The following is a 19,708-nucleotide window of genomic DNA, read 5'->3' as shown; positions in this document are numbered from 1 at the left end:
CCCGAACCTCGTCGAGGAGACGTCATGAGCGGCGACCTCTTGCAGCGCAAGAACGACCATCTGGATATCGTGCTCGATGCCACCCGGGCGACGAGCGGCGTCCAGTCCGGCTTCGAACGCTTCCGCTTCGTCCACTGCGCCCTGCCCGAACTCGACCTCGACGCAATCGACCTCTCGACGACTCTGTTCGGCCGTCCGCTCGCCGCCCCGCTGCTGATCAGCTCCATGACCGGCGGCGCCGAGCGTGCCCTGACCATCAATCGCCACCTCGCCGAGGCCGCCCAGCGACTGGGGCTGGCGATGGGCGTCGGCTCGCAGCGTATCGCCCTGGAGAGTGACGACCGCGTCGGCCTCGACCGTACCCTTCGCGACATCGCCCCGAACGTGCCGCTGCTGGCCAATCTCGGCGCTGCTCAGCTCCAGGGGGCGAGCGGCATCGACGCCGCCCGGCGGGCGGTGGAGATGATCGATGCCGATGCCCTGATCGTGCACCTCAACCCGCTCCAGGAAGCGCTGCAGCACGGGGGGGACCGCGACTGGCGCGGCACGCTGGAAGCCATTACGGCCGTCGTCGCGGCGCTGCCGGTGCCGGTGGTGGTCAAGGAGGTCGGCGCGGGACTCTCCGCCGAGGTCGCCCGCCAGCTTGCCGAAGCGGGGGTCGGAATGCTCGACGTCGCCGGCGCCGGCGGCACTTCCTGGGCCGCGGTGGAGGGTGAGCGCGCAGTGAGCGCTCACCAGCGGGCGGTGGCGATGGCCTTCGCCGACTGGGGCATTCCCACCGCCGAGGCCGTTCGCGAGGTGCGCCGGGCGCTGCCGAGCGTGCCGCTGATCGCCTCCGGCGGCATCCGGGACGGGATCGACGTCGCCAAGGCGCTGGCCCTCGGCGCCGACCTGGTCGGTCAGGCGGCGGCGACCCTGGCCGGGGCGACGACATCGAGCGACGCCGTGGTCGCGCATTTTCAGGTGGTGATCGAGCAGCTTCGGGTCGCCTGTTTCTGCACCGGCAGCGCGGACATCGCCGCACTGCGACACGCCACGCTGACGCCCGCCTCGACGCCCGCCTCGACAGTCGCCGGAGCGGCACGCCGGTGAGTCACTACGCCATCGTCGCCCCGGCGCTCTACAGCCATTTCCAGGCTCTGCAGGCGCTGGCCGGGGCGCTGATCGCACGCGGCCACCGCGTGACCGTTTTTCATCAGATCGACGCGCGCGCGCTCGTCACCGATGCCCGTATCGGCTTCGCCGCGGTGGGCGGCGACACCCATCCGGCCGGTGCTCTGGCGCGGACGCACCGACTCGCGGCCAACCCTTCCGGCCTGGCCATCCGGCGACTGATCGCCGACATGGCCGCCACCACCGACATGCTGTGTCGCACGCTGCCGGCGGCGTTTCAGCGGTTCGGCATCGATGGCGTCATCGCAGACCAGATGGAAGCCGCCGGGGGACTGGTCGCCGAGGGGCTGAATCTGCCCTTCGTCTCCGTCGCCTGCGCCCTGCCGGTGGAGCGCGAGGCGGGGCTGCCGCTGCCGGTGATGCCGTTTCGCTACGCCGCCGACGCCCGCTCACTGAAGATGTATGCCGCCAGCGAGACGATCTACGACCGCCTGATGCGCCCCCATGCTCGCGTCATTGCCGCCCACGCCGAGGCGTTGGGGCTGACGCCCAGGCGCGCACTGCACGACTGCCTCTCGCCGCTGGCACGCCTCAGTCAGATGCCGGCCGCACTGGACTTTCCCCGCCGCGACTGGCCCGCCCATGGCCACACTGTGGGGCCACTCCGAACGCCGACGGGCGAACGCCCCCGCGCCGGCAAGTGGCCGGCCGAGCCCAAGCGCCCGCTGGTCTTCGCGTCGCTCGGCACGCTCCAGGGTCACCGCTACCGGCTGTTCGCCAGAATCGCCAGGGCCTGCCGACGGCTGGGCGCCACGTTGGTGATCGCTCACTGCGGCGGTTTGTCCCCGGAACGGGCGGCGCGCCTCGAGCGGCTGGGCACCACCTTCGTCACCGACTTTGCCGACCAGCGCGCCACCCTCGCCCAGGCGGATGCCGTCATTACCCATGGCGGACTCAATACCGTCGTCGACGCCATCGTCGCCGACACACCGATCCTGGTGATACCCCTGGCGTTCGATCAGCCCGGGGTGGCGGCGCGGGTGGCGTATCATGGCGTCGGAGAGACACTCTCGCGCTTTGCCGGCCACCGGCGCATCGCGGGAGCGCTTGCCGCTCTGCTCGCCTCGCCGAGCTACCGTCAGCGGCTGGCCGCTGTCCGACGTGAGCTGACCCCGGCGGACGGCGCGACCCAGGCTGCCGCCATCGTCGAGCGCGCGATCGCGACCGGCAGGCCACAGACGAACGCCACCCTGCGACCCGAGGAGACGCCCATGACCCCAGCACGCGTACCGTCTCGCCCCGCCGCTGACCGGCAGGACGTGGCAGCGGAGTCCGCGCCATGAGTCAGCGCTGGGATCTGATTCTCGTCGGCGGCGGGCTCGCCAACGGCCTGATCGCCTGGCGTCTCAAGCAGCGCTGTCCCGACCTCAGCGTGCTGATGCTGGAGGCCGGCGAGCGCGCCGGCGGCAACCACACCTGGTCGTTTCACCAGAGCGACCTGGACGCCACACAGCTCGCGAGCATCGACGCCCTGGTGGCACACCGCTGGTCCGGCTATGACGTGCGCTTTCCCGAGCGACGGCGCACGCTGCCGGGTGGCTATCTGAGCGTCACCGCCGAGCGCTTCGCGGCCGGCCTCGAGGCCGCGCTCGGTGACGACCTGCGCACGCAGACCGCCGTCGCCGAGGTCGCCCCGGATCACGTCACCCTCGACAGCGGGGAGGCGCTCAGCGCCACGGCGGTGATCGACGGCCGCGGCTATCGGCCGTCGCCGCATCTCACCGTCGGCTTTCAGGCATTCCTGGGCCAGCAGTGGCGGCTTGCCGCGCCCCACGGGCTCGAGCGGCCCATCCTGATGGACGCCACCGTCGATCAACAGCGTGGCTACCGCTTCGTCTATAGCCTGCCGCTCTCGCCGACGGAGCTGCTGATCGAGGACACCCACTACGTCGATGACGCCAGCCTCGACGGCGACCGCGCGCGTGACAACATTCAGCACTACGCCGCCGCGCAGGGGTGGTCGCTCGACTCGCTCATGCGCGAGGAGCGCGGCAGTCTGCCGATCACGCTGGCGGGGGATTTCGAGGCCTTCTGGGCGCCACTGGCCGGTCAGCCGACGAGCGGGCTGCGCGCCGGGCTCTTCCATGCCACCACCGGCTATTCACTGCCGGCGGCGCTCACGCTGGCCGACCGCCTCAGCGAACGCATGCCGCTGGCCGCCCCCGACCTCGCCGCCCTGATCCGGCAATTCGCCGCGGCACAGTGGCGTGAGCAGGGTTTCTTTCGCATGCTCAACCGCATGCTGTTTCTTGCCGGCCGCCCCGACGAGCGCTTCCAGGTCATGCAGCGCTTCTACGGACTCGACACGGGGCTGATCGAACGCTTCTACGCCGGCCACCCGCGGCTTGCCGACAAGGCCCGCGTGCTCATCGGCAAGCCGCCGGTGCCGGTGGGCGAAGCGCTGCAGGCGGTCCTCAAGCGATCGCCACGGCTAAAGCATTTCCAATGACGCGCTCAAGGGCCTATTGATGAAACGAACGATCGTTATCGGCGCCGGTTTCGGCGGCCTGGCACTGGCCATCCGGCTGCAGGCGGCGGGCATTCCCACGCTGCTGCTGGAGAGCCGCGACAAGCCCGGGGGTCGCGCCTACGTCTACGAGGACGAGGGGTTCACCTTTGATGCCGGGCCCACGGTGATCACCGACCCGAGCGCACTGGAGGCGCTGTTCACCCTTGCCGGCAAGCGGTTCGAGGATTACGTCGAGCTGATGCCGGTGACCCCCTTCTACCGGCTCTGCTGGGAGAACGGCGTGGTCTTCGATTACGTCAACGATCAGGCGTCGCTGGAATCCCAGATCGGCAAGCTCAACCCGGCGGACGTCGACGGCTATCGACGCTTTCTCGACTACTCCCGAGCGGTCTTCGAGGAGGGCTATCTCAAGCTCGGCGCCAAGCCCTTCCTGTCGTTTCGTGACATGCTCAAGGCCGCGCCGCAGCTGACACGACTCAAGGCATGGCGCAGCGTTTACAGCATGGTGTCGAGTTTCGTCGAGGACGAGCACCTGCGTCAGGCGTTCTCGTTCCACTCGCTACTGGTGGGCGGCAATCCCTTCTCGACCTCCTCGATCTATACCCTGATCCATGCGCTCGAGCGCGAGTGGGGCGTCTGGTTCCCCCGTGGCGGCACCGGTGCGCTGGTGGCTGGCATGGTCCGGCTTTTCACCGACATCGGCGGCGAGATCGAATTGAACGCGCCGGTCGCGCGGCTGGAGACCGAGGGCGACCGCCTCACCGGCGTGACGCTCGACGATGGCCGCCGCCTCGAAGCGCGCGCCGTGGCGTCCAACGCCGACGTGGTGCACACCTATGCCGGGCTTCTCGGCCACCACCCGCGGGGGCAGAAGGCGAGCGCGAGCCTAAAGCGCAAGCGCATGAGCAACTCGCTGTTCGTGCTCTACTTCGGTCTCGATCACAACCACACCCAGCTCGCCCACCACACCGTCTGTTTCGGCCCCCGCTATCGCGAGCTGATCGACGAGATCTTCAACAAGGATGCGCTGGCAGACGACTTTTCGCTCTATCTCCACGCCCCCTGTGTCACCGATCCGTCGCTCGCACCGCCGGGCTGCGGCGCCTACTACGTGCTGGCGCCGGTCCCGCACCTGGGTACCGCGGATCTCGACTGGGCGGTCGAAGGCCCCCGACTCCGTGAGCGCATCTTCGACTACCTGGAGGCGCACTACATGCCGGGGCTGCGCAGCCAGCTGGTGACCCATCGGCACATCACGCCGTTCGATTTTCGCGACACGCTCAACGCCTATCAGGGCTCGGCGTTCTCGGTGGAGCCGATCCTCACCCAGAGCGCCTGGTTCCGCCCCCACAATCGCGACAGCCAGATCGACAACCTCTATCTGGTGGGGGCCGGCACCCACCCCGGCGCGGGCATCCCCGGGGTCATCGGCTCCGCCCAAGCCACGGCCGGGCTGATGATCCAGGATCTCGGTGACCCAGAGACGCCGGCATGAGCGAGGCGCTGCTCGACCACGCCACCCAGACCATGGCGGTGGGCTCCAAGAGCTTCGCCACCGCGGCGAGGCTCTTCGATCCCGCCACGCGGCGCAGCGCGCTGATGCTCTACGCCTGGTGTCGTCACTGCGACGATGTGATCGACGGCCAGACGCTGGGCTTTGCCACGGACTCGCCCGGCCGCGATACCCCGGCGGCGCGTCTCGAGCGGCTGCGCGAATCGACTCGCCTGGCCTACACCGACGAGCCCCTGCGGGAGCCGGCCTTCGCCGCCTTTCAGGAGGTCGCCCGCCGCCACGAGATTCCGCCGTCGCAGGCCTTCGATCACCTCGAGGGTTACGCCATGGACGTGCGCGAGGAGACCTATCCGCATCTGCCGGATACGCTGCGCTACTGCTATCACGTGGCGGGGGTGGTGGGGCTGATGATGGCGCGGGTGATGGGCGTACGCGACGAGGCCGTGCTGGATCGCGCCTGCGATCTGGGTCTCGCCTTTCAGCTCACCAATATCGCCCGCGACATTCTCGACGACGCCCGCATCGGTCGCTGCTATCTGCCGCTGGCGTGGCTCGAGGCGTTCGAGGTCCCGCTCGACGAGCTTGCCGAGCCGCGTCACCGACCGGCGCTTGCCGAGATGGCCAAGCGACTGGTGGCGGTGGCCGAGCCCTACTATGACTCGGCGCGAGAGGGGCTGCCGGCGCTGCCGCTGCGCTCGGCGTGGGCCATCGCCACGGCGCGGGGCGTCTATCGCCGGATCGGCGTCAAGGTGTCACGCGCCGGCGAGGACGCGCTCGAGCAGCGTCAGGGGACCAGCAAGGCGGAGAAGATCGGACTCTTGATGCAGGGCGCGGGGATGGCGCTCAGCGCCCGCGGGCATCGACCGGGCCGACGTCCCGATGACCTGTGGCAGCGTCCGCGCTAGCCGGCTCGGCCTGACGGCGGCGTAGCTCCTCGCGCAGCGTTTCGGTCGGCGGCGCATAAAGAAAGCCGAAGGAGAGTCCACGCTCTTTCGTCTTCACCGCGTGGTGCAGCCGGTGGGCAAGATAGAGCCGCTTGAGATAGCCGCGCCGCGGGATGTAGCGGAACGGCCAGCGCTTGTGCACCAGCCCGTCGTGGACGACGAAGTAGAGCAGGCCGTAGGTCGTCATGCCGGCGCCGATCCACTGCAGCGGCCAGGCGCCGGCGGTGCCGAGCGCGATCAGCACGATGGCGATGGCGGCGAACACCACGGCATAAAGATCGTTGAGCTCGAAACGTTGCTGGTGCGGCTCGTGGTGGGAGCGGTGCCAACGCCAGCCGAAGCCGTGCATGACGTAACGATGGATCAGCGCCGCGGCGATCTCCATCCCCGCCACGGTGAGAATCAGTACCAGTATATTCAGCAGCACGTCGCGCTCCGGATGAGCCTGTTTAGCGTCCAGCTTAAAGCATCTGTCGGCGGATGCCATCGGCGCCTGGCGCCGTGGCGTTCGACCGCAACCGAACTATAGTGAAACCTCATGGCAGCCGCGGAAACCGAGGCCTGCCGCTCGCTTCCGCTGGCGCTTTCCGGAGACCGCAACGTGGCGATAAACCGCTCTGCCAATGCCGCGCCCGCCAAGCCGCGGCGACGTCATCCCGGCCCGGTGCGAATCTGGCACTGGCTCAACCTCTGGTTTCTTATCGTCATGCTGATGAGTGGCCTGCAGATCTTCAACGCGCACCCCGCACTCTACTGGGGTAGCGCCTCCGACTTCGACGCCCCCTGGCTCGAGATGTACGCCATTCGCGACAGCGAGGGGGGTATCCTCGGCCAGACCGCGCTCGGCCCGTGGACGTTCGATACCACCGGCGTACTCGGCTACTCCCAGGTGGGCGAGCGCGGCGCGGTCCGTGGCTTTCCCGCCTGGTCGACGCTACCGAGCTATCAGTTCCTCAGCATGGGGCGGCTGTGGCACTTCTTCTTCGCCTGGCTGTTCGCCGGCGCCGGGGCGCTGTTCGTACTCTACGCCCTGTTCAGCGGCCATCTGAAACGCGATCTATGGCTCAGCGGGCCTGAGTGGCGTGGCCTCGGCCGTGATCTGCTCGGGCATCTCCGGTTTCGATTCCCTTCCGGATCGGGCTACAACGGGTTGCAGAAGCTGAGCTATCTCGGGGTGCTGCTGGTGGCGCTCCCGCTGATGGTCGTCACCGGGCTCTGCATGTCGCCGACCTTCAACGCGGCCGCGCCCTGGCTGCTCGATCTCTTCGGCGGCCGCCAGAGCGCGCGTTCGATCCACTTTCTCGTCGCCGCTGCGCTGGTGCTCTTTTTCGTGGTGCACATCGCCATGGTGCTTCTGAGCGGCCCGTGGCGCCAGGTTCGCGACATGATGACGGGTGGCCGGCGCGAGACGTCGGCCTCCTCCCAGCGGAGGCACGACGATGACACGGCGTAGTGACGACAGCGTGGCGCGCTCGACGCGGCGACGTTTTTTACAACGCGCGGCCCTCGGCGCGGCGACGCTGGGGCTTGCCGGCTGCGACCGGCTGTCACAGAACGAGCGCGTCATCGGCACGCTCAGCCTGGCCGAGACGCTCAACCTGCGGGTGCAGCGCTTTCTGGCCGGCGCACGCGGCATGGCGCCGGAGTATCCGGCCTCGATGATCGACGCCCCCTTTCGCCCCAACGGCTCGACGGACCCGCAGGCATCGCGCTATCGCGAGCTGGCGGCGAACGACTTCGCCGAGTGGCGGCTCAGCGTCGATGGGCTGGTGGAGACGCCACTGTCGCTGTCGCTCGCCGAGCTTCGCGCGCTGCCGGCGAGAACGCAGATCACGCGTCATGACTGCGTCGAGGGCTGGAGCGCCATAGGCCAGTGGCAGGGGCCGGTGCTCGCCGACCTGCTCGATCGCGCCGGGGTCCGCGACGAGGCCCGCTACGTGGTCTTTCACTGCATGGATCAGCTCGGTGACGAGGACTTCTACTACGAGAGCCTGGATCTCGCGGAGGCCCGTCATCCGCAGACGATTCTCGCCTACTCGCTCAACGGCGAGACGCTTCCCGTTGCCAACGGCGCGCCGCTGCGGCTGCGTGCCGAGCGCCAGCTGGGCTACAAGATGGCCAAGTATCTCTCGGGCATCACGCTCGTCACCGACTTCGATGCCATCGGCGGCGGTCGGGGCGGCTACTGGGAGGACCGGGGCTACACCTGGTACGCGGGCATCTGATTGTCCGCCGGCGAGCGCCTGACCGATCGTTGCGATAGACTCTTCTTCCCCGCAAGCCAGCCCGCTCTCTTCATCGGCTTTCGGCCACTATGTTCACAGGAGTTTGTCATGTCACACGCGTTCGGCCTTTCTCGCCCCCTTCGGTGCAGCGCCCTTTTCTTCGTCATCAGCTGCCTCGCCGCAGGAATCGCTCAGGCCAGCGACACCCCCAAGGGCCTGCGAGGCACCATTACCGAGGTGAGCGATAACAGCATGGCCGTCGAATCTCTTACCGACGGCCGTACCCGCCGCGTGATTTTCAATGACCACTCCCTCTTTTTCGGCGCTTCCGAGGCCAGCCTGGATGCGATCAAGGACGGTGCCTACGTGAATACCGTCGAACGTAGCGACGAGGGTGGCGGGCCCCCGACTGCCGTCGCGGTGAACGTCTTTTCCGATGCGATCACCAAAAAGCCCTTTGGCTATTACACCTGGGAGACGCCGCGCAGCGCGCTGAGCGAGAGCGATGCCGGCGCCGACGCTGACACGGCGTGGACCCTGACCAGTGGCACGGTCGTTGAGTCGGCTCGCGACGGCGGGACGCTGACCGTGACCGTCGACTATCAAGACGGCAGCAATAAGATTCGAGTGCCCGATGACGTCGCGACGGTCGCGATGAGCCCGGCCACACGCGACGCGCTGAAACCTGGAGCATCGGTCTTCGTCGGCGGCGACGTCAGTGAGGATCCGATGACCGCCATGGGCACCTTCGTCAGTCTGGATGGCACCCCGCCGCCGATGTAACGACAAGCCGTTTCGCGCCGCGCCGACGGGCCAGTGCCTGTCGGGATCGCGGCGAGATTGGGTTCGCGGGCAGACAGGTCCGATTTCGACCTTCGTCTCCCGCGAGTTGGCTTGACTTCCTGCCGCAATCGACTGGACTCAAGGTGTTGCCCCGAGCGCTCGATGCGCCTCGGGTTCACGCCATCAGGAGCCCATCATGCCGCGTTTCCTCCCGCTTTCCCGCCCGTTCTCGCGCACTGCACTGGTGCTGGCCATCGGCTGTCTCACCGCCAGTCTCGCCCAGGCGCAGACTGGTGATACGCCGCAGCATCTTCGCGGCACGATCACCGACGTCAGCGACGGCGGCTTTCAGGTCGAGTCCGCCAGCGACGCCAGCACCTACCGCGTTACCTACGACGACGACACCCGGCTTGCCGGTGTCTCGGAGAGCAGCCTCGACGAGATCGAGGAAGGCACTTTCATCGGCACCGCCAATCGCCCCGGCGAGAACGGTGGAGCCTCGACGGCGCTGGAGATGGTGATCTTTCCCGATTCGATGAGAGGTACCGGCGAAGGCGACTACCCCTGGGATACGCCCCGCGGCGCGACGATGAACGCGGACGGCGGCACTCAAGACGTGGGCGGCGAGAAACTCGGCGGCAGCGGTTCGGGCGCTGCCATGACCAACGGCACCGTCACTGCGACCGGCGGCGATAGCGGTACCGGCAGCGAGAAGCTCGGTGGCAGCAGCAGCGGATCGAGCATGACCAACGGCACCGTCGACAGCGCCCAGAGCGAAGGCGACATGATGACGCTGACGGTGGACTACGGTGACGGCAGCAAGGAGATCCAGGTGCCGAGCGACGTGCCCACGGTCAAGGTGAGCCAGGCGACGAGCGATGATCTCGAATCGGGAGCCGCCGTCTTCGTCGCAGGCGACATGGCGCAGGACCCGATACCCGCCAAGGTGGTGATCGTCGGACTCGATGGCACCATTCCGCCGATGTGATCCCGGCGCTGGCCTGGCAGCCGATACGCTCCCGGATCGATTGCCCCCAACGCTACTCTGCGCCCCTAGACGCCGCCGAGGGCTTCATGGCGGCGTCATTCGTCGTCGAGTGGCGCCTCACGCAGCCGCCGGTTGCGGCGATAGCGCCGCGCCAGGGCGAGCAGCGCCGCAGCCGCCAGCATCAACCCCAGCGTCACGCCCTGCCACGGACGCGCCGCGTCGCCGAGCCAGGTCTCCAGCGCGATGATCGTGATGAACCCCGCCGCCTGACTCGCGATTGCCACCCGCCGCAGCGGATCGCTCTGTCCTCTTGCCATGCCTCTGGCCCCTCTGTTCATCGAGCGGGCAGTGTAGCCTTCAACGCCGGCATCTTCGAACCGCGCAACGGCGCTTAAGGCGACCTGCGCTTTACGCTAGAATGCCTCGCCCAAGCGTCCCCGCAGCGACAACACCACCGAGGCACCATGAGCGATTTCTTTCCCGGCCAGCGCTGGATCAGTGACGGCGAGACCGAGCTGGGACTAGGCACCATTCTGAGCGCCGACGCCCGCAGCGTGACCGTGCTCTTTACCGCCAGCCAGGAGACCCGCACCTACAGCGTGCGCGATGCACCGCTGACCCGTGTGGTCTTCGCCGAGGGCGATCGCATCCTCTCCGCAGACGGCGTCGAACTGACGGTGGAGTCAACCGACACCCAGGCGGGCTGCGTCATCTATCGCGGGCGGCGAGACGATGGCGAGGCGACCTCGCTGAGTGAAGCCAAGCTCTCCGACAGCATGCGCTTTCATCAGGCGCAGGATCGACTGCTCACGGGCCAGGTGGATCGCAACGACTGGTTCGAGCTGCGCTATCGTTCGCTGCACCACCATCAGCGCACCGCCAAGAGTCCGGCCCTTGGCCTTGCCGGCCCGCGCATCGATCTGCTGCCACACCAGCTCTACATCGCGGACGAGGTCTCCCGCCGTCATGCTCCGCGGGTGTTGCTGGCCGACGAGGTCGGCCTGGGCAAGACCATCGAGGCGGGCCTGATTCTGCACCGGCTGCTGCTCACCGGCCGTGCCAGCCGAGCGCTGATCCTGGTGCCGGCGAGCCTCACCCACCAGTGGCTGATCGAACTGTTGCGGCGTTTCTCGCTGTCGGTAACGCTGCTCGACGAATCCCAGAGCGAGGCGTGGGGCGACGAGAACCCGTTCGAGAGCGGTCAGTGCATTCTGGCGAGCCAGGAGTGGCTGTTCGCCAACCCGCGCCGCCAGCATCAGGCCGAGGCGTGTGAGTGGGACCTGATGATCGTCGATGAGGCACACCACCTCGACTGGTCTGCCGAGGCCGAAGGCCCCGGCTACGCCTGCGTCGAGCGCCTGTCCCGCCTGAGCAAGGGGTTGCTGCTGCTCACCGCGACGCCGGAACAGATGGGCCTGGAGAGCCATTTCGCTCGCCTGCGCCTGCTCGACCCCGACCGCTATCACGATCTCGAGCGCTTCCGCGAGGAGGAGACGGGCTACACCGCCGTCGCCGACGCGGTGGACGCACTGGAGAGAGTGCCAGGTTCCGAAGACGCCGCGGCGACGGTGCGCGCGGTGATCGACGACGGCGATTCCCGCGCCCTGCTCGAGACACTGATAGACGCCGAGAGCGACGAGGCTCAGCGGGCCAGTGCCCGACGCCAATTGCGCGATCAACTGCTGGACCGCCACGGTACCGGGCGCGTGATGTTTCGTAATAGCCGCCGTCATGTCGGCGGCTTTCCCGAGCGCCACCTGCACGTCTCGACGCTGCCCCAGCCCGAGGCCTACGCCGAGCAGTTCGCGTCGCTGGCGCTGGAAGACGAAGCGCTGCTGGGGATCCTCGGCACCCAGGGACTGGGCAGCCGCGAGGCGCGTCTCTATCCGGAAGCGACCTATCGCGCCGGCGTCGACGACGACCTCCAGCGGGAGACGCCGTGGTGGCGGATCGACCCCCGCGTGACCTGGCTGATCGAACAGCTCGAGGCGCGGAGTGGCGACAAGATGTTGGTGATCGCTCACTTTCGCCAGACAGCGCTGGATCTCGCCGAGGCACTCCGGGTCCGTGCCGGTATTCACGCGCCGGTGTTCCATGAGGGGATGAGCCTGGTCGAGCGCGATCGCGCCGCCGCTGCCTTTGCCGACGACGAGGGCGGCACCCAACTACTGATCTGCTCGGAGATCGGCTCCGAGGGCCGCAACTTCCAGTTCTGCCATCATCTGGTGATGTTCGATCTGCCGTGGCACCCGGACCTGCTCGAGCAGCGCATCGGACGCCTGGATCGGATCGGCCAACTGCATCCTATCGACATTCATGTCCCGGTGATCGAAGAGAGCCCAACGGCGGCGCTGCTGCGCTGGTACCGCGACGGTCTGGACGCCTTCGATGCCCCGCACGCCGCCGGCGGTGACGTACTGGCAGCCTTCGGCGATTCGCTGCTGGAGAGTCTCGATGACATCGGCGGTCTCGACGACCTGATCGATGAGACCCGCACCTTCAACGACGCCCGGCTCGCGGAGCGCGATGCCGGTCGCAATCGCCTGCTGGAGTGGAACGCCTGCCGCCACGAGCGCGCCGACGCCGTCGTGCGCGAAGTGATCGAGCAGGATAACGACACGGCCCTGCCCCGTTACGTTGACCAGGCGCTGGATATCTTCGGCGTCGAAAGCCGCGAGCTCGGCAACGGCTTGACCCATCTCGCCCCGGGCTCGCACATGCTCGATAGCCTGCCTGGACTCAATCAGGGCGACGAAGGGTTCACCGCGACCTACTCGCGAGCCCGAGCGCTGGCACGCGACGATGTGCAGCGGCTCTCCTGGGAACATCCGATGGTGTCGGCGATACTCGAGCGCGTGCTGCAGTCGAGTCTTGGCAACACGGCACTGGCGCTGCTCCGGCACCCCAGCATTCCCGGCGGTCGGCTGATGGTCGAGCTGATCTATCGCACCCACTGTCCGGCACCGAAGGCGCTGCAACTTTCACGCTTTCTGCCGGATACCGGCGTTCGCGTGCTGCTCGACGAAAGCGGCGCCAACCTTTCCGACAAGGTGAAGTTCAGCGGGCTGTCGCGCAATCTGCAACGGGTCAAGAAGGGCGTGGCTCGGGAGCTGCTGAAGTCGCGTCACGATCAGCTCAGGGGGCTTCTGCGCAGCGGCGAGCAGGAGGCGCTGCGAGAGCTGCCTACGCTGGTGGAACAGGCGCAGCAGCGCATGCGTGACACCCTCGATACCGAGCTCTCACGCCTCGAGGCACTGGCTCGGCACAACGACGTGGTCCGCGACGACGAACTCGCCGCGCTCCGCGAAGAGCGTCACGCCCTCGACGCTGCGATCGAGAGCGCATCGCTACGCCTCGATGCGGTCAGAGTGATCGTGACGGTCGACAACGACCAGCGCTGAGGGCGTCGCGCCGCGGGTCGACGCTCGTCCGGGCCAGGAAGCGACCGCCCCTGACCCGCGTGCGCGTCGCATCGTGGCTAGTCGCCGAAGATGGCCGCCAGGGCGTCGTCCAGGGTGGGATAGCGAAACTCGAAACCGGCGTTCTCCAGGCGCCTGGGGCGCATGCAGGCGCCGGTCAGCAGCAGCCGTGACATCTCGCCAAGCGCCGCCTTGAGCAACGGGCCAGGGATGAAAAATAGCGTGGGCCGGTGCAGATGACGCCCCATGGCGCGGGTGAAACCGGCATTGGTGACCGGGTTGGGCGCACTCGCGTTGATCGCCCCGGCGAGATCGTCACGGACGAGCAGGAACTCGATGATCCGCACCAGATCCTCGCGATGGATCCACGGCATGTACTGACGACCATCGCCGATCTTGCCGCCCAGCCCCAGCTTGAAAGGCGGCGCCATCTTGGCCAGCGTGCCGCCGCCCGCGTCGAGCACCAGGCCGATGCGGATGCAGGCGACGCGCGTGCCGAAGGCTTCGGCCTGGTGCGCCTCGTGCTCCCACATTTCGCACAATCGATGCGCGAACTCGTCGTGGGGGGGTGTCTGCTCGGTGACTTCGCGGTCGCCCTGATCGCCGTAGTAGCCCATCGCCGAACCGGAAACGAGCACGCCCGGCGCCGCGTTCTGCGCGGCAAGCTGTTCGCAGAGTGCGACCACTTCTCGCGTGGCATGGCGCCGCGATTCGAGCAGACGCGTCTTCTGCGAGTCGCTCCAGCGTCGATCCGCGATCGGCTCACCGGCAAGGTTGACGATCGCTTCAGGCTTGTCGTCGACGAAGGCGCCAGCGCTATCGCGCACCGTGACCTCGCTGCCAAGGGTTTCCCGTGCGGCAACGGGATCTCGCGACACCACCATCACCTGGTGGCCGTCGGCGATAGCGCGTTCGACCAGCCGCCTGCCGACGAAGCCGGTTCCGCCTGTGATGAGTAAGCGCATGCTCGTGCCCTCCGTTATACCCAGGTTGTACAATACGCCACACCATAGCAGGCGTGACTGACAGCGTCGTTTTGTCGCGGCAGCCGGCGTTGCCCTCCCCCTGCGACACGTGAGGCGAGGCGGCCTAGGCGGCTGCCGCGATTCACGTAGCGCTTGGCCGCCAGCGGTGACCGCTGGCGCCAAGCGTGACAGCGATACCCTTTTAGCTTGCGCGGAAACTCGCCGCCCCTGATCCAGGCACTTGGCTAAGGCATTGACCGCGCAGGACTTCAGGGACGTCGACATCGGACGATCACGGCTTTCAACCAGCCAGGGCCGCCGCGCGGATCGAGACGGCAGCCCCACCGCTTGTCGATTGCGGCGCCGTGATCAGAGACACTCCGGCGAGCGTCGAGTGGCGTCAAACCTCCGATCCTGCATTACATACGAGTTGTACAAGCATCTTGAAATGTACAACCTCATCGGCCATCCTTGGCCCACTGAATTCGTTGCACCACGCGCCATTCCCGCATTTCAGCCCCGCATTACCCAGGTTGCCAGCAGCGAGACTTTGCGTGGCGAAGGCGACGGTTACCCAGTGACAGGGCCGTTCAATACGTTTGGCGCGCGGCGCCCATTCCCCGATAGCCGCCGTCTCGGTGATGACTTCATTACATCTTCTTGGCCACCGATTCGACGATTCGGCGCACGCATAGACCTCGCAGGAGGACTTGCATGACTCATAACGCTATGGATTCCACGGCAGCTCCGCTCTACCCCATCCGTGAAGTGTCCCGCCTGACCGGGGTCAACTCGGTGACGTTGCGCGCGTGGGAGCGGCGTTACGGTCTCATCCGTCCACAGCGCACACCAAAAGGTCACCGTCTCTACGCTCGCGACGATATCGAACGCGTCGAGCGCATACTGCAGTGGCTGAATCGCGGCGTGCCGGTGAGTCAGGTGCGGGAACTCCTGGACCAGCCCGAGAATGCCGAAACCCCGGCGCCCCAGATGGGCGACTGGGTCAGCCAGCGTCAACATCTGATCCATGCCGTCGATAGCCTCGATCTCGGACGGATCGAAACGTTGTTCAATCAGAGTCTGGCACTTTATCCGGTCGGTCTGTGCGTCACCGAACTCTGGCAGCCGACGATCGAGCAGCTGGAAGAGCGCTGGGGCGACCAGTTCGGCGCTTCTCTGCAGCGTCGCCTGCTGGAAACCTTCCTGCGCACGCGGATCGGGACGCGGATCTACCACGCCAACCAGCTCAGCAACGCCGAAGAGATCCTGGTCGCCAAGCTGCCCGAGGACCCCAGCGGGTTTTGGACACTGCTCACCGGACTCGCCGCCTCGGGGGCGGGTTATCGCGTTCAGCTCATCGATGGCGAGCTGCCGTTCAGTGAGTTCCCCATGGCGGTGGATCGTCTCGGCGTCAAAGCGCTACTGCTGGCCAGTGGTCAGGCGGAGCGCAGTGATGTCATCCGCCGCCAGCTACCGCGTCTGGCGGAGCAGTCCGGTGTACCGGTGTGTCTGGCCGGGCCGGTGGCGCGAATCCGCGCCAGTGATTTCGAGAACACCGACGTCGATATTCTCGGCGAAGACATGAATCAGGCGCTCAGTCGCCTGCGCTCGCTCATTGATAGATCTCCCCGCTGACGCGCACGGGGTCGCTTCCCGGCATCCCTGACGGATCGCCAGCGCCCCGGGTCAGCGGCCACAAGGATGTGCCCATGCCCCCGCTTCAACTGGTCTGGTTTCGCAACGACCTGCGTACGATCGACAACACCGCACTGACCGCCGCTGCGCAGAAAGGCCCCGTTATCGGGGTCTTTCTCGCGACGCGCCGTCAATGGCGCGATCACGGCCACGGCGCCGGCAAGATATCCTTCATTCACCGCGGTGTTGCCGAGCTCTCAAGGGCGCTCGACGCGCTGAATATCCCTCTGCTCTATCGAGATATCGAGGATTTCGACGCTGCCCCCGAGGCACTTCTCGAGATCGCCCGGGAGCACGAGGTCCAGACGCTGCACTTCAATCGTGAATACGTGCTCAACGAACGGCGGCGTGACGAGGCGGTGACGGATCATTGTCAGCAGGCGGGGATCACCGTGCATGATTACACCGACCTGATCGCCTTCGATCCCGGGACGCTACTGACCGGCAAGGATGAGTACTACAAGGTCTTCACGCCATTCTCCAAGGCGTGGCACCAGAAAGTGACCGCCGAACAACTGCTGCTGCGAGAAGTCCCGGACAAGCAGCAAAAGCCCGGGGTACAGGGCGACAGGATTCCGGCACTGCCGAAGAAGGATCAATCGTCGATCGTCGGTGACGAGCGCTGGCCGGTGGGCGAGGAAGCCGCTGCCGACCGGCTCGAGCGCTTCCTTCAGGCGCGGGGCAAACGCTACGAGGAGGACCGCAACTTCCCGGCGATCGCCGGTACCAGCGAGCTCTCCGCCTATCTATCGACCGGCATGATCTCCTATCGTCAGTGCTGTCAGGCAGTGATGGCGAACAACGGCGGGCATCTGGCGGACGGCGACGCGGGCCTGACAAGCTGGGTCAATGAGCTGGTATGGCGCGAGTTCTACCAGCACATCGCGTTCGGGTTCCCACGCGTGGTGATTGGGCGGCCCTTCCAGCTCGAGACCGAAAACCTGAAGTGGCACCAGAACGATGAGGCCTTCGACGCCTGGTGCAAGGGCAAGACGGGCTACCCGTTGGTGGATGCCGCGATGCGCCAACTAATCGCTACCGGCTGGATGCACAATCGTCTGAGGATGGTGACGGCGATGTTCCTCTCCAAGCATCTGCTGATCGACTGGCGTCGTGGGGAGCAGTTCTTCCTCGATCATCTCGTCGATGGCGACTTTGCGTCCAATAACGGGGGCTGGCAGTGGGCCGCGTCCACCGGCACCGACGCCTCGCCCTATTTCCGCATCTTCAACCCCACCACGCAGTCACAGCGCTTTGACCCGGACGGCGCCTTCATCGCCGAGTGGGTGCCCGAACTGGCCGAGCTGCCGAGCAAGTCCCGCCACCAGCCAAGCGACAACGAGCGACGAAGCACCGGCTATCCGCAAGCGATCGTCGATCACAAGCGCGCCCGCGAGCGCGCGCTCGAAGCGTTCAAGAACCTGAGCTGAGACCGCCCCGGCGGCCTTGAGGTCACAGGCCGGCCGGGGCGGCAGCCGAGAGGCGTGCGACACGCCCCACGCTCAGGCGTGCACGGAGCTGCCGCGCTTGCTGAGCCTCTCCTCGACGAGATTCGCGGGTTCGGGCCGCGCGTAGAGGAAACCCTGCACGTGGCGACAGCCGCGAGCCAACAGAAAATCACGCTGTTCGACCGTTTCGACTCCCTCCGCAATCACGTCGAGATGCAGCCCCTGCGCCATGGCCAGTACCGCCGAGGTGATGGCCGCATCGGCATGATCGAACGGCAGCGCACGGATGAATTCGCGGTCGAGTTTCAACTTGTCCACCGGCAGACGTTTCAGATAGGCCATCGACGAGTAGCCGGTCCCGAAGTCGTCGATGGCGATCTGCAGCCCCTCACGCCGCAGCGCTTCCAGTCGCGGCGACACATCGCCGGCGCGCTCGTCGAGCAGCACCGACTCGGTCAGCTCCAGGCCGAGCAGCACAGCCGGCACCCGGTACTGATTGAGCGTCGCCAGCAGTCGCGACTCCAGGTCGCCCTGAATCAGCTGCAGCGCCGAGATATTGACCCATACCGGCACCATCGCGATACCGAGTGCGCGCCAGTTGGCGATCTGGGCGATCACCTGATCGAGCACCCAGTTGCCGAGCGCCGGCATCAGGCCGTGGCGCTCCGCCAGCGCGATGAAATCGGCCGGAGAGACCTGTCCGTAATCGGGATGACGCCAGCGCAGCAGCGCCTCCATGCCGACCATCTCACCGTCGTCGAGGCGGTGCTGGGTCTGATAGTGAACCTCGAGCTGCGTATTGTTGACGATCGCCTGGTGCAGTTCGTTGACCATCGTCAACTGGCGGTCGTCATCGGCTTCGAGGGAGGGCCGAAAGCGTCGATCGTGATTGCGGCCGTGGCGCTTGGCACTGTAGAGCGCGGACTCCAGCCGCTGGAAGAGCACGCCCGCGTCATTACCATCCTCGGGGGCGCGGCAGCTGCCGATGGTCAGCCCCAGTCGCAGCGAGTTGCCTTCGATCTCGAACGGCTCGCTCAGGTGCTGGCGAAGTCCCGCTACCCACGCTTCGTGGTCTTCGAAGGTCGTGGTGCGAATGACCATGAACTCGTCGCCGCCGAGGCGACCGACAATCCCCCCGGCGACCTGAGCGGCAAGCCGCTGCCCGAATCGAGCCAGCAGCCGGTCGCCGCAGTCGACGCCGAGCCCGTCGTTGATCGACTTGAAGCCGTCGATGTCGATCAGCGCCAGATCGAGGCCCTCGCCCGCCCGCAGATGACGCAGTCGTGAAGCGAGCAGATCATGCAGTCGGCGGCGGTTGGGAAGCCCTGTCAGCGGGTCCTCGAAGCCAATGCGTCGGAGATCGTGCTCACGCGCCTTGTGCCGGCTGATATCGGTGAAGAGCCCGATATAGTGCGTCGCCCGGCCGCGGCCGTCGTAGCACGCCCGCACCCTTAGCCACTCGGGGAACTGGTCGCCATGCTTGCGCTGATTCCAGATCTCGCCTTCCCAGCGGCCGGTCGACTTGAGGGTCTGCCAGTAGCGATCGTAGAAGCTGCGATCGTGGCGGCCCGAGGAGAGCGCGGCCGGATTGAGACCGGCGACGTCCTCTAACTGATAGCCGGTAATCTGCGTGAAGGCAGGGTTGATCGTCACGATGCGATTATCGGCATTGGTGATCATCAGCCCGTCCTGCGAGAGCTCGAGCGCCTGCTCTGCCAGCACGCGTCGACCGTGCTCGGCTCGGATCTGACGCCACAGGTCGATCATGGCGATCGCCACGATCGTGAGCGCCGCCGCTCTCAGTGCCATCAACGGCAGGAGTACCGCCGCGGAGAGCCCGGCAAGACCGAGCCACGCCAGCGGTCGGTTCAGCGAAAACGAAGGCCACATAAGGGGTTGGTTACCGTCTTTTGTATCGTTTATCGTCTTTTGGCGATTCGAGCCGCATACGGGCTCGACCCCATTGCTCTGAGTTCCCTTGCACCGCGCATCATGCCCCGGGGCCATCGAGCGGGCAAGTTCGACCCTGATGAGGGGCCGGCATCTCGCCGCCGGGCGGCGTGCATTCAGTTCGCTCAGCCAGTA

The 19,708-nt window shown here is 66.8% G+C and carries 16 protein-coding genes; 12 read left to right on the top strand and 4 right to left on the bottom strand.

Going from position 1 to position 19,708, the window contains the following annotated elements:
- The first annotated feature begins 24 nt into the window (after positions 1 to 24).
- From fni to crtB, 5 genes are read left to right on the top strand one after another with little or no spacing between them, the layout of a single operon-like run.
- On the top strand, positions 25 to 1,092 hold the full coding sequence (gene fni / locus DOM41_RS15260; RefSeq protein ID WP_110687724.1) for a type 2 isopentenyl-diphosphate Delta-isomerase: 1,068 nt from the start codon (positions 25 to 27) through the stop codon (positions 1,090 to 1,092).
- Positions 1,089 to 2,456, top strand: coding sequence for a glycosyltransferase (locus DOM41_RS15255; RefSeq protein ID WP_110687723.1), 1,368 nt, complete (start codon positions 1,089 to 1,091; stop codon positions 2,454 to 2,456). Before fni ends, DOM41_RS15255 begins: the two co-directional genes overlap by 4 nt.
- Entirely contained in the window at positions 2,453 to 3,622 is a 1,170-nt protein-coding gene (gene crtY / locus DOM41_RS15250; protein ID WP_110687722.1) for a lycopene beta-cyclase CrtY, read from the top strand. Before DOM41_RS15255 ends, crtY begins: the two co-directional genes overlap by 4 nt.
- A gap of 19 nt (positions 3,623 to 3,641) precedes the next feature.
- Entirely contained in the window at positions 3,642 to 5,138 is a 1,497-nt protein-coding gene (locus DOM41_RS15245; protein WP_110687721.1) for a phytoene desaturase, read from the top strand.
- Entirely contained in the window at positions 5,135 to 6,061 is a 927-nt protein-coding gene (gene crtB, locus DOM41_RS15240) for a 15-cis-phytoene synthase CrtB (RefSeq protein ID WP_110687720.1), read from the top strand. Before DOM41_RS15245 ends, crtB begins: the two co-directional genes overlap by 4 nt.
- Here crtB and DOM41_RS15235 read toward each other — a convergent pair.
- Positions 6,000 to 6,527 carry a sterol desaturase family protein gene (locus DOM41_RS15235; RefSeq protein ID WP_245391871.1) on the bottom strand — a complete coding sequence of 176 codons (528 nt, stop codon included), beginning with the start codon at positions 6,525 to 6,527 and terminating at the stop codon, positions 6,000 to 6,002. The genes crtB and DOM41_RS15235 overlap by 62 nt on opposite strands.
- Positions 6,528 to 6,638: 111 nt before the next feature.
- Here DOM41_RS15235 and DOM41_RS15230 point away from each other — a divergent pair, with 111 nt between their 5' ends.
- From DOM41_RS15230 to DOM41_RS15215, 4 genes are all read left to right on the top strand, one after another.
- Positions 6,639 to 7,553, top strand: a complete 915-nt coding sequence (locus DOM41_RS15230; RefSeq protein ID WP_188112418.1) for a cytochrome b/b6 domain-containing protein — start codon at positions 6,639 to 6,641, stop codon at positions 7,551 to 7,553.
- Entirely contained in the window at positions 7,540 to 8,325 is a 786-nt protein-coding gene (locus DOM41_RS15225) for a molybdopterin-binding protein (RefSeq protein WP_223161002.1), read from the top strand. Before DOM41_RS15230 ends, DOM41_RS15225 begins: the two co-directional genes overlap by 14 nt.
- 108 nt (positions 8,326 to 8,433) lie before the next feature.
- On the top strand, positions 8,434 to 9,108 hold the full coding sequence (locus tag DOM41_RS15220; RefSeq protein WP_110687718.1) for a hypothetical protein: 675 nt from the start codon (positions 8,434 to 8,436) through the stop codon (positions 9,106 to 9,108).
- A gap of 196 nt (positions 9,109 to 9,304) precedes the next feature.
- A complete protein-coding gene (locus tag DOM41_RS15215) occupies positions 9,305 to 10,096 on the top strand; it encodes a metal ABC transporter permease (protein ID WP_110687717.1) in 792 nt (263 codons plus the stop codon).
- Between the two features lie 95 nt (positions 10,097 to 10,191).
- Here the strand turns inward: DOM41_RS15215 and DOM41_RS15210 are convergent, their stop codons facing one another.
- Positions 10,192 to 10,413 (bottom strand): hypothetical protein, encoded by a 222-nt coding sequence (locus tag DOM41_RS15210; RefSeq protein ID WP_110687716.1) that lies wholly within the window; start codon positions 10,411 to 10,413, stop codon positions 10,192 to 10,194.
- Positions 10,414 to 10,560: 147 nt separating this feature from the next.
- Between DOM41_RS15210 and rapA the strand changes: the two genes are divergently transcribed.
- Entirely contained in the window at positions 10,561 to 13,497 is a 2,937-nt protein-coding gene (gene rapA / locus DOM41_RS15205; protein WP_110687715.1) for an RNA polymerase-associated protein RapA, read from the top strand.
- 77 nt (positions 13,498 to 13,574) lie between these two features.
- Here rapA and DOM41_RS15200 read toward each other — a convergent pair whose 3' ends face one another.
- Entirely contained in the window at positions 13,575 to 14,480 is a 906-nt protein-coding gene (locus DOM41_RS15200) for a TIGR01777 family oxidoreductase (RefSeq protein WP_110687714.1), read from the bottom strand.
- A 714-nt stretch (positions 14,481 to 15,194) separates the two neighbouring features.
- Here DOM41_RS15200 and DOM41_RS15195 point away from each other — a divergent pair.
- On the top strand, positions 15,195 to 16,115 hold the full coding sequence (locus DOM41_RS15195; RefSeq protein WP_110687713.1) for a MerR family transcriptional regulator: 921 nt from the start codon (positions 15,195 to 15,197) through the stop codon (positions 16,113 to 16,115).
- Positions 16,116 to 16,189: 74 nt separating this feature from the next.
- On the top strand, positions 16,190 to 17,605 hold the full coding sequence (gene phrB / locus DOM41_RS15190) for a deoxyribodipyrimidine photo-lyase (RefSeq protein WP_110687712.1): 1,416 nt from the start codon (positions 16,190 to 16,192) through the stop codon (positions 17,603 to 17,605).
- Between the two features lie 72 nt (positions 17,606 to 17,677).
- Here phrB and DOM41_RS15185 read toward each other — a convergent pair whose 3' ends face one another.
- Entirely contained in the window at positions 17,678 to 19,513 is a 1,836-nt protein-coding gene (locus tag DOM41_RS15185; RefSeq protein WP_110687711.1) for a putative bifunctional diguanylate cyclase/phosphodiesterase, read from the bottom strand.
- Positions 19,514 to 19,708: the final 195 nt, after the last annotated feature.

This window comes from Salinicola aestuarinus (assembly GCF_003206645.1).
GTDB lineage: Bacteria > Pseudomonadota > Gammaproteobacteria > Pseudomonadales > Halomonadaceae > Salinicola > Salinicola aestuarinus.
This window is presented reverse-complemented; position numbering and strand designations above follow the sequence as displayed.